10 protein-coding genes, 1 tRNA gene, 4 pseudogenes and 1 other annotated feature are annotated in these 14159 nt (G+C 64.5%); of the genes and pseudogenes, 5 read left to right on the top strand and 10 right to left on the bottom strand.

The features are described from left to right. Positions 1–13 precede the first annotated feature (13 nt). Positions 14–90 (top strand) — tRNA-Met (locus ACXAD2_RS22070). Here the strand turns inward: ACXAD2_RS22070 and ACXAD2_RS22065 are convergent. Then, a complete protein-coding gene (locus tag ACXAD2_RS22065; RefSeq protein WP_475175011.1) occupies positions 69–464 on the bottom strand; it encodes a hypothetical protein in 396 nt (131 codons plus the stop codon). The genes ACXAD2_RS22070 and ACXAD2_RS22065 overlap by 22 nt on opposite strands. 79 nt (positions 465–543) lie before the next feature. Beyond that, positions 544–1810: pseudogene (locus tag ACXAD2_RS22060) on the bottom strand (IS3 family transposase). Beyond that, positions 1413–1529, bottom strand: a sequence feature (AL1L pseudoknot). (Overlaps the previous pseudogene by 117 nt.) A gap of 8 nt (positions 1811–1818) precedes the next feature. Here ACXAD2_RS22060 and ACXAD2_RS22055 point away from each other — a divergent pair. Beyond that, a pseudogene (locus ACXAD2_RS22055) lies at positions 1819–2803 on the top strand (IS3 family transposase); the annotation flags it as partial. A 23-nt stretch (positions 2804–2826) separates the two neighbouring features. Here ACXAD2_RS22055 and ACXAD2_RS22050 read toward each other — a convergent pair. Beyond that, positions 2827–4899, bottom strand: a complete 2073-nt coding sequence (locus ACXAD2_RS22050) for a recombinase family protein (protein WP_475166549.1) — start codon at positions 4897–4899, stop codon at positions 2827–2829. A gap of 685 nt (positions 4900–5584) precedes the next feature. Between ACXAD2_RS22050 and ACXAD2_RS22045 the strand changes: the two are divergent. From ACXAD2_RS22045 to ACXAD2_RS22035, 3 genes and pseudogenes are all read left to right on the top strand, one after another. Further along, positions 5585–5791, top strand: a pseudogene (locus tag ACXAD2_RS22045) (transposase domain-containing protein); the annotation flags it as partial. Positions 5792–5818: 27 nt separating this feature from the next. Continuing rightward, positions 5819–6067: an nSTAND1 domain-containing NTPase gene (locus tag ACXAD2_RS22040; protein ID WP_475175008.1), complete on the top strand. Its 249-nt coding sequence runs from the start codon at positions 5819–5821 to the stop codon at positions 6065–6067. Beyond that, the gene (locus ACXAD2_RS22035; protein ID WP_475175006.1) at positions 5983–6528 is read left to right on the top strand and encodes an nSTAND1 domain-containing NTPase; all 546 of its coding nucleotides are present in this window, start codon (positions 5983–5985) and stop codon (positions 6526–6528) included. Before ACXAD2_RS22040 ends, ACXAD2_RS22035 begins: the two co-directional genes overlap by 85 nt. 87 nt (positions 6529–6615) lie before the next feature. Here ACXAD2_RS22035 and ACXAD2_RS22030 read toward each other — a convergent pair. From ACXAD2_RS22030 to mreC, 7 genes and pseudogenes are all read right to left on the bottom strand, one after another. Then, positions 6616–7634, bottom strand: a pseudogene (locus ACXAD2_RS22030) (IS5 family transposase). Between the two features lie 279 nt (positions 7635–7913). Next, entirely contained in the window at positions 7914–8609 is a 696-nt protein-coding gene (rpe, locus tag ACXAD2_RS22025; RefSeq protein WP_164182739.1) for a ribulose-phosphate 3-epimerase, read from the bottom strand. Between the two features lie 37 nt (positions 8610–8646). Next, positions 8647–9582: a 2-hydroxyacid dehydrogenase gene (locus ACXAD2_RS22020; RefSeq protein WP_475174784.1), complete on the bottom strand. Its 936-nt coding sequence runs from the start codon at positions 9580–9582 to the stop codon at positions 8647–8649. Positions 9583–9600: 18 nt separating this feature from the next. Further along, a complete protein-coding gene (gene rodA / locus ACXAD2_RS22015) occupies positions 9601–10740 on the bottom strand; it encodes a rod shape-determining protein RodA (RefSeq protein ID WP_475174782.1) in 1140 nt (379 codons plus the stop codon). Continuing rightward, on the bottom strand, positions 10737–12656 hold the full coding sequence (mrdA, locus tag ACXAD2_RS22010) for a penicillin-binding protein 2 (RefSeq protein ID WP_475174780.1): 1920 nt from the start codon (positions 12654–12656) through the stop codon (positions 10737–10739). The genes rodA and mrdA overlap by 4 nt, the downstream gene beginning before the upstream one ends. Next, a complete protein-coding gene (locus ACXAD2_RS22005) occupies positions 12653–13195 on the bottom strand; it encodes a rod shape-determining protein MreD (RefSeq protein ID WP_224906985.1) in 543 nt (180 codons plus the stop codon). Before ACXAD2_RS22005 ends, mrdA begins: the two co-directional genes overlap by 4 nt. After that, positions 13188–14144, bottom strand: coding sequence for a rod shape-determining protein MreC (gene mreC / locus ACXAD2_RS22000; protein ID WP_164182729.1), 957 nt, complete (start codon positions 14142–14144; stop codon positions 13188–13190). Before mreC ends, ACXAD2_RS22005 begins: the two co-directional genes overlap by 8 nt. Between the last annotated feature and the right edge of the window lie 15 nt (positions 14145–14159).

Genomic DNA, 14159 nt, shown 5'->3' with positions numbered 1-14159 from the left:
AAATCGACTCTGTCGCGGGATGGAGCAGCCCGGTAGCTCGTCAGGCTCATAACCTGAAGGTCGTAGGTTCAAATCCTACTCCCGCAACCACCTTCCGCGAAAATATCGCCTCGAACGGCGTCGAGTTCACTCGGCGCCGATTTGCGTAGCATCTCCAACAGATTACCTGACAGCTCCAGACGGTGACCGTCTGCGTCCGCGTCCCAATGGACGACCACGTGGTCGACGATCTTGTGCAACTCGTCGGCCGCGCGTCCGGCGACGGCTTCGTCGGAGAGGCTTGCGGCCAGGTCGGTCACCATCGCCCGATAGAGCTCCGGGAGGTTGTCCGGCAGCTCCACTTGCTCTGCTCCCTGAAAACTGGCCCGTTTGAAGCTGGAGTTTTCGGCTACTTTTTCCTGGCTGGGAGAGGAGCGGAAACGCATGAAGGCATCGAAGTTCGCGGAAGCGCAGAAGGCGTTCATCCTGAAGCAGGGCGAGCAAGGTACGCCAGTCGCGGAGATCTGAACCGCCCCGGGTTTGCCGGAGGCTGATTGTCGTTAGTTACGCGGCCATGTCTTCAGTTTCCAGAGCTGCGTAGAAGTTGGATTCTGCCTCGGCTGGCGGGATATTCCCGATGGGCTCGAGCAGGCGGCGGTTGTTGAACCAGTCGACCCATTCGAGGGTGGTATATTCGACGGCCTCGAAGCTGCGCCATGGGCCGCGACGATGAATGACTTCTGCCTTGTAGAGGCCGTTGATCGTTTCGGCCAAGGCATTGTCATAGCTGTCGCCAACACTGCCGACCGATGGTTCGATGCCGGCTTCGCCAAGCCTTTCGGTGTAGCGAATGGACAGATATTGCGAGCCGCGATCGCTGTGGTGAACCAGCCCCATGGCCTTCGTGGGGCGACGATCATGAACCGCCTGCTCAAGGGCATCCAAGACGAACCCCGTCTGGGCGGACGTGCTCACCCGCCAGCCGACGATCTTGCGCGCATAGGCGTCGATGACGAAAGCGACATATACAAACCCCTTCCAGGTGGCGACATAGGTGAAGTCGCTGACCCAGAGCATGTTGGGCGCCGGGACGCAGAACTCGCGGTTCACCTTGTCCAGAGGACAGGGGGCCTTCTTGTCAGGGATCGTTGTCCGATGCGGTTTGCCGCGGACTGAGCCATTGAGGCGCCATTGGTTCGAGCCCAATGGCGAAGGCCCTGGATGTCCATGTCCCGCATGAGCCGTGCCACCGTGCAACGTGCGACAACGAAGCCTTCCCGGAAAAGCTGCCGCCAGACCTTGCGGACGCCGTAGACCTTGTAGTTCTCCTCCCAGACGCGTTCGATCTCGGGCCGCAGGGCGGCATCACGACGGGCACGGTCCGACAACCGGGCCGGATTGGCCCGCTTCGCAAGATGATCATAGTAGGTGGAGGGGGCGATCGGCAGCACCGTGCAGATCGGCTCGACCCCATGCGCATCACGATGCGCCTCAATGAAATCCACCATCACTTCGACCGGCGGTCGAGCTCCGCCATCGCAAAATACGCCGACGCCTTCCGAAGTATCTCGTTGGCCTGACGCAGTTCGCGGTTCTCCCGCTCCAGCGCCTTCATTCTCTCGGCCATCTCGCTGCGAACGCCTGAACGCTTGCCGCTGTCGACCTCAGCCTTCTTGACCCAGTCGTTCAGCGTGTTCGCCGAGCAGCCGATCTTCGCTGCGATCGACGTGATCGCCTGCCAGCGAGATCCGTGCTGCCCATCGTTGTCGAGAACCATCCGCACGGCGCGCTCACGCACTTCGGGCGAAAACTTGTTCGTGGTCTTGCTCATGATGCTCCATCCTACTCAAGAGTGGGAGCCTCCGGCAAACCCGGGGCGGTTCAATCTGTCGTAAGGCCGGTATCAGTCAGGCGACATACTTCAACTGGAAGAAAAAGTACGGTGGCCTGCTGCCGGACGAGATGCGTCGGCTGAAGGCGCTGGAGGATGAGAACACGCGGCTGAAGAAGATCGTCGCGGACCTGACGCTCGACCGTGAGATGTTGCAGGACGTCATTCGGCGAAAGCTCTGAAGCCTGGCCGTTTGCGCGAAGTGGTCACCGGGATGTGCGTTGACTGGGGCGTGTCGATACGGAGGGCTTGTGGGGCCATCTGTTTCGACACGTCCAGCTACCACTACAAGTCCCGGCGCACGGATCAGGCTGCTGTCGAGAGGCGGATCAAGGAGATCTGCGAGACACGCGTCCGGTATGGTTATCGGCGTGTCCATGTTCTGCTGCGGCGGGAGGGCTGGACCATCAACATCAAGAAGACGCGCAGGATTTACAATGAGTTGGGCCTTCGGCTTCGAAACAAGCACCCAAAACGGCGTGTGAAAGCCAAGCTGCGCGAGGATCGCGAAGAAGCCGCCGGGCCGAACGACATCTGGGCAATGGATTTTGTTCACGACCAACTGGCCATGGGAAAGAAATTGAGGATCCTGACAGTGGTCGGTACGCATTCGGGTTCTGTCCGGTCGTGGATCCTCGGTTCAGCTACCGCGGCGAAGACGTGGTTCAGACGCTGGAACAGGTCTGCGGCAGGATTGGCTACCCGAACACCATTCGTGTCGATAATGGCAGCGAATTTATCTCTCGCGACTTGGACCTGTGGGCCTATGCCAACGATGTCACGCTGGACTTCTCACGGCCAGGGAAGCCGACGGACAACGGCTTCATCGAGGCGTTCAACAGCAAGCTCCGGTCAGAATGCCTGAACGCGCATTGGTTCATGAGCCTTGTCGACGCCCGTGAAAAATTGGAAGCTTGGCGCAGACACTACAATCCTGCTTCATTGCGCCCATCTCTCTATGCCTCTGAAGTAAATAGGTTTTGCTGATCGTGGTGCGATCCGGTGGGGTATTTGGGGTTCTGCCGGGCGCGCTGGGTGAGTTGCTGGGCTGGCGGTTTGCCGAGTTCCGCGCGGGCGAAGATCCACGGACCGTCCGGTAACGGATGAACGCCCTCGATGCTGCCGGCTTCGGCGGCCAGTCTTAGTGTCTTGGCCGTGACGCCGAGCAGGCGCGCAGCGTTGGTCAGGTTGAGCCAGGGTTCGGTGCCGTCGGGAGCCGGGCGGAACACCGGGATCTTGTGATGCGACCTGAGTGCGGTGACGCGCTCCCGGGTCCATCGGTTGCCATGACCGGTCAGCAGACCGTTTCGATTTAGGATGCCGGCGATCAGATCGTCGGTGGCCAGGAGAACGAGCTGACGTACCGCCGCGATGATCTCTGGTGCTGTACTGTTGCGCTGGCCTCGACGCCGCTTCTGCAGGCGCAGTTCGGTATGCACGCCGCCGATCCAGTGGATCAGAAGGACGATCTCGGAGGCGTCGTCGTCGATGTCGGCGACCACCTCGAGGATGACGGTGCGCACGATGCGCTTCTTGAGCCGGGCATCGGTCGTTGGCGCCTCCCAGACAGTGCGAAGGTCCGTGCCGAGCGCGGCGGCATCCAGCGCCGCCAAGGAGGAAGGCCTGGAGGTTGCAGAATCATGCGCGGCGATCTTGGCCTCAATCTCGGCGGCGCGTGCGAGGGCGCGGTTCCACCGCGCTTCGAGTTCTGCCGCCACAAGTCGGTTCTCGGGATCGGCTGCATCATACTGGCGGAAGGCGCGGTCGGCACCGTAGCGGGCAGCTTCGAGGTCTCGCGCCAACGCGTCGCGAACCTGATCGCGGCGACTGGCGACCTGCGCCTCGGCCTCGGCGGCCGCAGTGATGGCGCCCGGCTCGACCACTCGCAGCAGCGCATCCTTGATGGCATCGTCGACCCGCAGGCCACCGAAGGCGATGCAGCGCGGCTCGCCGTTGTCGAGCAGATCGCGCCAGCAGGAATAGCGCGGGATGTCGTGCTTGGCCCCAGTGTAGCGGACCGTCAGCTTGCGGCCACAGCGCCGACAGCGCAAGAGACCGGCGAGCAGGGCATCGCCGTGCTTGGGCGCCCCATGGTGCCGGCTCGTGGGGGTGTTGTCGCTGACCATCGCGCGGATCGCCTCTGCCCGTTCCCAACTGATATAACCTTCGTGTGCGCCGGGCTTCAGCGCCAGCCATTCAGCGCGCGGTTTGCGGCGGCTGCCGGTTCGCGGAACGGCCGCGCCGTGTCTCGGCACAACTCGGGTCTTACCATAGGCGTAGGCGCCGCCGTAGACCGGGTTCTCGATCATGCGGTGGATGGTGGCATAGGTTGGCCTGCGCAAGATCACGTCGCCATTGGCGTGTCTTGCGGGCAGGTCCAGCCCGTGCTCCAGGAACCAGAGCAGGGCCTGCCGGGCGCTGCCGAGCTCGGCCACCTTGTCGAAGACAAGGGTGATGGCCTCCTGGACGCGGCGGTCGGGGTCCTTCTCGAGCCTGTCGCCGGCCTTCACGAAGCCGACGGGAGCCGCGACGATCAACTCGCCGCGCCGGGCCTTCTCGTAACGGGCGGACAGCGACCGTTGCCGCAGCAGATCGAGCTCGTACTCGTTGAGACTTCCTTTCAAACCGAGAAGTAGACGGTCGTTGCCTTGGCGTGGCGCATATACCGCCTCCTGGTCGACCAGGACGGTGTCGACGACCCGGCACATCTCGATCAGCTGCTGCCAGTCGCGGCTGTTGCGCGCAAAGCGCGACACTTCCCGCGCCGCGACCGCACCGACCTTGCCCAGGCAGACCTCGGCGACCATCCGGTCGAAGCCCGCCCGCGCAACGCCGCCCGCCGCGGACCGGCCAAGGTCGTCGTCGATCGTCTCGATGCAGGACCAGCCGAGCGTCGCCAGCCGGTCGCGCATCGCATATTGCAGAGCGCCGCTCTCGCGGTTGTGCAGCACCTGGTGGGCGGAGGACTGTCGCACGTAGAGGATCGCCTTGCGCTCCAGGTGGTGCGAACTGATCTTCTCATGCTTCATGTCGTGCCTCCGTCCGGCGAGGCGCCTGAGCGCCGGCGGCGTGGTCGAGGATCAGGCGGGTCATCAGTTCGGTCAGCGTTACCCGCGCCTCCTCCGGCAACGTCTGCCAGTGCGGCGCCGGGACCAGGTCGGCGTCGCTGGGGTGAGTGAACAACTCGAGCTGTTGTGGTGCTGGTCGGCGTGGCATCGGCATCTCCCGGAATTGCCTGCTGGGAGCTCGATGTTGCGCTCGAATTTGGCATTTGCGAAGCGCCATCACGAACGCCGGACGCATCGTGCAGCAATGCCACCAGAGCTCGCAAAGCCGCCACTGAGGCAACCGGCGTTACCGCGACTTGCCAGCACTGGCAGGCCGCCCGATCGAACATCCAGACGGGAACCTCCAGCCGTCGGTCCGACGAGATACCGCTCAGGCTACAGCGAAACGCAGCCCAGCCCGCCTTCGCGATCACCTCGTGTACGTGAACAACTCGCCCCGTCCAGGGGTGCCAAGGGTAGAGCACCTCGCGCTCCTCGGTCCCGTGGGTGTTCTGTGATTGAGTTGTACAACACCGAGCGCCCGCATTCGGCACTCGGCGGCAGAACACCGATCGAGGCCCTTCAGGGCCCCGGCCTCAAGGCGGCAGCATAATCAACAGGCAAGCTTAGCAGCGCCGCAAACCTGTCCGCGAAATGGGGTCCACCTCGGAACGCTCTCTTTGCCGGGCACGAGGTCGGGGCGCAAAACTGGGCCATGCTCGCCAGCCTCATCGCCAACTGCAAGATGAGCGACGTCGATCCGGTTCGCTACCTCGCAGAGACCCTGCGCGCCTTGCTCGGCGGGCACCCAAAGAGCCGCATCGACGAACTCATGCCCTGGAACTTCGCGCCGGCGTCAAGCCTGGCCGCGTAGGGCCACAGCAAAGCGCTTGCCGACGGACTGGTCCAGCGTTGGGGAGAAGAACAAGGGCGGGGGACTTTAGTCGAGGAGCTTTTCGGTAAGGTAGCGCGACGGCCCTTCCTTACGGTGATAGGGCCATCCGGATCGGGGAAATCGTCGGTGGTGATGTCGGGTCTCGTGCCAAGGTTGCGCAACGAGGGCGGCTGGGCCTTCGCGGACCGCCGGCCACGCCGAAGCGGCCGCTCTACCAGTTGGTCCACGCCATCGTCGCCCTCGACGCCGATGTAGAGGAAACGAGGAGTGCGATGCAGGCGCGCACTGAGAACCTTGAGGACAGGCTCAGGAACATCGTTGATATCGTCGAGGCGATGCTCGGCATGATGCCGTATGGGTCGCGCTTGCTTCTCGTCATCGACCAGTTCGAGGAATTGTTCACCCTCGATGCCAACCCCAGGGCAAGGACCGATGCGGCCTCGAGCATCGGCACCGGCTGCACAAATGACAAAACCTCGTCTGCCCGCATCGAAGAATTCGTTGCGGTTCTCGAAGTAATCCGTCGTCAGTCCGGCCGGACGCCCTTGATCCACACGGTGGCGACGCTAAGGGCGGACTTCACTGCACAGGCGCTAGAGGTTCGCGCACTCGCCGATCTTATACGGGACGCCGACGTAAAGCTCGGCCCGATGGCACCAGCTGAGCTCTTCAAAGCAATCGAGGCCCCAGCAAGCGGATTTGGGGTATCTTTTTAGCCGAGGCTGGTACCGGCGATTGTGGCCATGATGGACTCCGTTGCACAAAAGAGCTGATGGCCGGGGCTTCCCTTTCCCCGAACGGACCTATCCCATTACCTCTGTGAAAGGGATGCCGAGCGCGGTGTAGCCATTCAGAATGGCGATACGGACCTGAAGCTCGGCGACCTGTCGCTCGAGGTCTCGAGCCATGAAACGCTGCCCCAGAAGTTTCACGCAATGCATCTTCGTCGCGACGCGGCTACGGCGGTGGTATCCGCTCCATCGTCGCCAGAGGGAACGACCGAGGTATTTCGATGCCCTCAGTGCTTCGCTTCGCGGCGAGCCATTGTCCGCCATTGGTGCGAGGACCATGGCGAGCGCGCCGGCGGTGGCTGTCTTCCACGGTTTGGCGTTCTTGCGGGGCGGAATGACAGCGTGGGCGCCGCGGTCAGCGATGGCATCGTGGCATTTTCGGGTGTCGTATGCACCGTCGGCGGTGACGCTGCCGATTTGCTCATGCACCGGGATCTGTTTGAGTAGGTCGGGTAACACCGGCGCATCGCCGTTGTGGCTCCCTGTGATCTCCACGGCCCCAACCTCCAGCGTTTCCTCATCAATCCCCAGGTGGATCTTGCGCCAGACGCGCCGTTTCGGGCCGCCATGCTTGCGGGCGTGCCACTCGCCTTCGCCCTCGACCTTGATGCCAGTACTGTCCACTGCCCGGCAGGGCATTGCGGAGCAATGTCCCGAGCGGGGGTCAGCTGCTGCAGCGGCCCTTTGGACCCGCGATACGGTATGTTCACGGCCAAGGTCTTCTGGCGGCGGGACAGGGTGCCGAAGTCAGGCACCGTCCAGTCGAGGCCAACCAGATGCAGCAGGCTCTCGACGAAGCCCGTCGTCCGCCTGAGCGCCATGCCGAATAGCACCTTCATCGAAAGCCACGTCTGAATGGCGGCATCGCTGTAGGTCTGCTGGCAGCCAAGCCTGCCTATCGGCGCGGCATCCCAGCACATCTCAGGGTCGAACCAGATCGTCAGCGAGCTACGGCGCTTCAGCGCTTTGTTGTAGTTGGGCCAGTTCCTGGTCCTGAAGGTCGGTGGTGCCGATCGGCTCTTGCATCCCAGCTACCGCATTGAAGTCATGTGATAAATCCCTCAATGGATTTGTGCATTAGAGCCGATCCGTATCACCGTTCTGAACGGCTACGCCGCGCTCGGCACCCCTGTCACAGAACCCGGAGGATAAATCTGTCCGGGAAAGGGGAAACACGGCCATCCGCCGTCTTGTGCGACAGAGCCATGAGAAGGGCGCCTCAAAGGGCGCCCTTCACATCTCTGTTGGTGCCGGGCTGCCGGATCTTGATCGGCACTTGGCGCTAACTTGATCCGGATTTACAGGACGGCTCAGGCGCCGACGCTGGCGCGGATGGCGCGGATGTTTTCGCCGTAGGGGGCGGGGTTCTCGACCGAGCCGCCGCGGAACACGGCAGAGCCTGCGACCAGCACGTCGGCACCAGCTTCGAACACCAGCGGCGCTGTGGTGGGATCGACACCGCCGTCGATCTCGATGTGGATCTCGCGATCGCCGATCATCTCGCGCAGTTTGCGCACCTGCGCCACTTGGCTGTGGATGAACTTTTGCCCGCCGAAGCCGGGGTTCACGGTCATCAGGCAGACGAGATCGCACAGGTCGAGCAGCGGTGCGGCAGCCTCGACCGGCGTGCCGGGGTTGAGCGCGAGGCCCGCCTTGGCGCCGGTGGCGCGGATCGCCTGAAGCGTGCGGTGGGTGTGTGCACCCGCTTCGAGATGGGCGGTGATGATGTCGGCACCGGCGTCGGCAAAGGCCTCGATATAGGGGTCCACCGGCGCGATCATCAGGTGCACATCCATCACCGTCGAGATATGCGGGCGGATCGCTTTGACCAGCGGCGGGCCGAAGGTGAGGTTGGGGACGAAATGCCCGTCCATCACGTCGACATGGATCCAGTCGGCGCCCTGCGCCTCGACGGCGCGGATCTCGGCGCCGAAGTTGGCGAAATCGGCGGACAGGATGGACGGGGCGATCTTCAGCGAGCGATCAAAGGTCTCGGGCAGGGGCATGGCGGCAGCATCTCCAGTTCAGATGCGCCGCGCCTTATCAGTATCCCGCGTCCCGGTCCACAAGATGCAGCAAGGGCTCGCCCGTGACGCCGCGCCGCACGTTCTCGGCAATGACCCGCGAGGCCGAGTCCGCGCGCGTCTCGGCGGCGATATGCGGCGTGACGGTGACCTTGGGGTGATCCCAGAACGGATGGTCCTGCGGCAGCGGCTCGATGCGGAATACATCGAGCGTGGCGTGGCCCAGATGGCCGCTGTCCAGCGCCGTCAGCAGGGCCTCGTCGTCGATCAGCTGGCCGCGGCCGGGATTGACGATGCAGGCCCCCTCGGCCAGCCGCGCAAGCTCTGTGGCCCCCAGCGTGTTCTCGGTCTGCGGGGTGAAGGGCAGCAGCGTGACGACGATCTGCGCGCCCGCCAGTGCCTCGCTCAGCCCCTCGGAGCCCGACAGGCAGCGCAGGCCTTCGATTTCGCGCGGAGTGCGGCTCCAGCCGGTGACCGGAAAGCCGATCTGCGCCAGTTGCCGGGCGCAGGCGCGGCCCAGCATGCCAAGGCCCAGCACGGTGACGGGACGTTCGCGTGCCAGCGGCGGCGCCTTGTTCACCCATTCATGCGCCGGGTTCACGATATGCGCATCCATCCCAAGGTGGTGGCGCAGCACATGACCGGTGACATATTCCACCATGCCCTGCGTCAGCCCCTCGTCATCGACCATGCGCGCCAGCGGCACGGTGAGCTTGGGGTTGCCGACGATCTTTTCGACCCCGGCCCAGAGGCTCAGCACCGCCTTGAGGCGCGGAAAGGGCGTGAAGTCGGTCAGGCCCGAGGAAGGCGCATAGACCACGTAATCGACCTCTTCGGCGGGAATGTCGCGGGCGAGGCGATAATCAATCCCGGTGGCGTCCAGCGCCTCGGTCAGCGGCGCGCGATAGGCGTCCCAGGCGTCTTCCGGGGCGGCGAAGAGGATGGTGGTGGTCATGAAAGTCCTTGATAGTTCTCAGCGGGGCCGATGGATACAGGCACTCTGTACCAGTCCGAAGGCGATCATCAACACCAGCATCGCCGAGCCGCCATAGCTGACCATCGGCAGCGGCACGCCAACCACCGGCGCGAGGCCCATGACCATCGACATGTTGACCGCGAAATAGAGGAAGAAGGTCAGCCCGATGCCCAGCGTCAGCAGCGAGGAGAAGCGGTCGCGGTTGCGCAGCGCGGCGAAGATGCAGAACAGCAGGATCAGCACGTAGAGCGTCAGCAGCGACATCCCCCCGACAAAGCCGAACTCTTCGGCCAGCGTGTTGAAGATGAAGTCGGTGTGCTTTTCGGGCAGGAAGTTCAGCCGTGACTGGGTGCCCTGCATGAAGCCGCGCCCGGTCCAGCCGCCCGAGCCCATGGCGATCTTAGCCTGCGTGATGTGATAGCCCGCGCCGAGCGGATCGGTCGAAGGATCGAGGAACGTGTCGATGCGCTTGAACTGATAGTCCTTGAGCAGCTGCCAATCGGTGCCGCGCGATTCAAAGACCGTGTAGATCGTGCCCACGCCCGCGGCGATCACCACCGCGAAATAAGCCCAATGCACCCCGGCGAGGAACATGATCAGACCGCCGCCGATCATCAGCAGCAGCGCGGTGCCGAGGTCGGGCTGGATCAGCGTCAGCCCGGTGGGCGCGAGGATCAGCAGGATCGGCAGAAGCACCCAGAGCGGGCGCGAGGTCTTCTTCAGCGGCAGCCAGTCGTAATAGGCCGCCAGCACCATCACCAGCGAGATTTTCATCAGCTCGGAGGGCTGCAGCCGCATGAAGCCGATGTCGATCCAGCGCTGCGCGCCCATGCCCACGGTGCCGAAAAGTTCCACCGCCACGAGCAGCGCCAGCGAGCCGAGGTAGCCCAGCACCGACAGGTTGCGCCAGAGCCAGATCGGCACCATCGCGACGACGAACATCGCTGCGAGGCCGAGGCCAAAGCGCTTCATTTGCGGCTCGGCCCATGTGTCGAGCCGTCCGCCCGCCACCGAGTAGAGCATCAGAAAACCGACGCAGGCCACGGCGGTCAGCAGGATCACCAGCGGCCAGTTGATATAGAGGACCTTGCGCCAGCCCGTGGGCGTGGTCTTGACGTTATATTCGAGATAGCTCACGCGCGCCCCCGGACCTGTTCCGCGCGCTCCCGGCGCTCGCGGTCGAGCCGTTCCTGCAGTTCCTTGATCTTCTCGTGGTCGGACGAAGGGTAGGCATCAAGCGGCGGCGTGCCGCCATAGAGCGCCTGCAGCGCCACATCGCGCAGGATGGGAGCCCCCGCCGAAGAGCCGCCGCCGCCGTGTTCGACGACGACCGAGACCGCGATGCGCGGCGCGTTCACCGGGCCGTAGCCCACGAAAAGCGCGTGATCTCGCTCGACCCATGGCACGTCTTCGTTGCTGACCACGCGGTTGCGCACCTGAGCCGTGCCGGACTTGCCCGCGAGCTCGTAACCCTCGGCCACCGAACGCGAGCGATAGCCGGTGCCGCGGGAGGTGTTCATCACCGAGGACATGCCCTTGCGCACCCAGCGCAGGTGGTTGGGGTTGATGTCGAGATCCTGCCCGCCGACCACCTCGGTTTCGACCCCGTCGATGGTCTTCACCAGCCGCGGGTGGATCTCGCGCCCGGTCGAGATGCGCGCGGTCATGATCGCCAGTTGCAGCGGCGAGGTCAGCACGAAACCCTGTCCGATCGAGGCGTTGACCGTATCGCCGATCAGCCAGCCCTTGCCGCGCTCGCGCTGTTTCCAGTCCTTATCGGGCATGATGCCCGAGGTGACCGCCGACATCGGCACATCCGGCGAGGCACCAAGGCCCAGCCGCCGCCCGACGTCGGCGATGCGGTCGATGCCAACCTTCAATGCCACATCGTAGAAGAACACGTCGCAGCTTTGCTGCAGCGCCTGTTCGAGGTTCAGGTGGCCGTGGCCGCGGCGCTTCCAGCAGTGGAACCGGCGCGAGCCGACCTCCATGTGACCGGGGCACCAGACCGTGTCGTCGGGCGAGAGCACGCCAGCCTCGAGCGCCGCCAGCGCAGTAACCATCTTGAACGTCGAGCCGGGCGGATAGGCGTCCTGCACGGTTTTCGACGCCAGCGGGCGGTGATCGTTCTCGCGCAGGATCGAATAGTCGCCCACCGAGATGCCGCGCACGAATTTGTTGGGATCGTAAGAGGGGGCCGAGGCGATCGCCAGCAGATCGCCCTTTTCCACGTCCATGACCACGCAGGAGGCGGATTTATGCCCCAGACGGGCCTGCACATAGTCCTGCAGATCGGCATCGATGGTCAGCTGGATGTCGGCGCCGCTGTCGCCCTCGCGGCGGTCAAGCTCGCGCATGACGCGGCCCACGGCGTTCACTTCGACGCGCTTGGCACCGGCCTTGCCGCGGAGCTGTTCCTCGTATTTCGACTCGACCCCAACCTTGCCGATCTGGAAGCGCGGGATGCGCAGCACCGGCTCGGGGTCCTCGTATTTGGCAAGATCCCGCTCGGAGACCGGGCCGACGTAGCCCACCACATGCGCGAAGTTGCCGTGCTGCGGATAGAAACGCGAAAGGCCGACCTCGGGCGTGACGCCGGGCAAGGCGGGCGCATTGACCGCGACGCGGCTGATCGCTTCCCAGCTCACGCGGTCGGCGATGGTGATCGGCAGGAAGGGCGCCGAGCGGCGCATCTCGGCCAGCGCGCGGTTCAGCTCGTCCTCGTCCAGCTCGACCAGTGCCGAGAGCTTGGCGATCACATCCTCGACGTCGCCGGCATCCTCGCGGACGATGGTGATGCGGTAGGTCGGCGTGTTCTCGGCGACGACCTTGCCCTTGCGGTCGAAGATGCGGCCCCGGCTCGGCGGGATCAGGCGAATGTTGATCCGGTTCTCTTCGGCCAGCAGGCGGAACTCGTCGGCCTGATCGACCTGCATGTGGTGCATGCGCAGCCCCAGCATCCCGGCAAAACCAAGCTGCGCGCCGCCCAGCAGCAGCGCGCGGCGCGAAATCCTACGCCAGCTGTCGGCGCTGTCCTTCTGGGTGCGTTTCACATCGGCCTCCCCGCGTGGTCGAAATCGCCCGGCGCCATGCGGCGGACGCCGAACAGCCCCTGCGACAGCAGGACGATCAAAGGATAGCAGATCACCGTCATGGCGTATCGCATGAGCGCTAGGAAAGACGTTCCCTCGGGCACGATCAAGAGGGCCAGCGCCAGCCGGAACAGGATCGTGATGACCGCAAGCACCACCGCCACGGCGATCCACTCCTGCAAGAAGGTGGTTTCGCGGCGCGGGCGATCGCGGGACTTCAGAACCTCGGTGGCCATCAGCACCAGCAGCGCCCAGAGACCGGGCGGGCGCTGGAACAGAAGGTCGGCCAGCAGCATCACCGCCGCCACCAGCAGCGCGGGCACATAGTCAGGCCGGCGCAGCGCCCAGGCAAAGCACAGCGCGGTCAGCACGTCGGGACCGGCATAGCTCGCGGGCATGAGGTCAAGCGGCAGCAGGTGATAGAAGATCAGCGCAAAAGCCAGTGCCACGAAGGTGGCGCGCATCATCCAGACCTTGGCCGGGCGGCTGCTTTCAGCCATTTCCGGCCTCCGCCCCGTCCTCCTGCGCGTCGCTGAGCGGCGGCACGGTGGGATCGGTCTCGGCCTCGGGGGCGCGGCTTTCGGGCGGATGTTCGGGCAGGATCAGCCCCGAGGGCGCATTCACCCGGCGTGCGCCATGGTCGCGCAGCACCCGCAGGAACTCCAGCCGCTCGTAGTCGGCGGCGAGCCGGACCCGCAGACGTCCGCCCGGATCCTGCGCAACCTGTCCGATCAGGATGCCCGGCGGGAAGACCTCGCCGTCGCCCGAGGTGACGATGCGGTCGCCGGGCTTCACCAGATCGGGGTTCTCGAGAAAGTCGATCGGCGGGTTGGCGCTGTTGTCGCCCACCACCATGGCGCGCTGGCCCGAGGGCTGGATCGTCGCCGGGATGCGGCTGGTGGCGTCGGTGAGCAGGATCACCCGCGCGGTGTTATTGCCGACGCCCGAGATGCGCCCGACAAGCCCGATGCCGTCCATCGTGGCCCAGCCATCGACGATGCCATCGCGTGAGCCCACGTTGATCAGCACCGACTGCCGGAACGGCGAGCCGCTGTCGGCCAGCACCACGCCGGTGATATAGGTCAGGCGGGGATCAAGCTGGACGTTGTTCAGGTCGCGCAGCTTGGCGTTCTGCTGCTCGAGCTGCAGCGCCGCCTCTTTCCACGCGGTCATCTGGCGCAATTCGCGCCGGAGTTCCTGATTTTGCTCGTGGATGCGCTGGTAGGATTGGAAGTCGCGCAGGATCTTTACCGCGCCGGTCACCGGCGCCATCGCCCAGTCGAAGCCCGGCATCACCGTGTCGATCACCTGCGCGCGAAACCGTTCGACCCGCGGGCTGTCGATCCGCCACAGGATGAACAGCCCCGCAAGGCACAGGATCAGCACCGCCAGAAGCAGGCGCTTCAGCGGGCCGGAATAGTCTTCGCCATTGCTGCCGTTCTTCGCCATGTTCTTCACGCCGGA

The sequence above is a fragment of the Salipiger sp. ABN3_019 genome (genome assembly GCF_056158605.1).
This window is presented reverse-complemented; position numbering and strand designations above follow the sequence as displayed.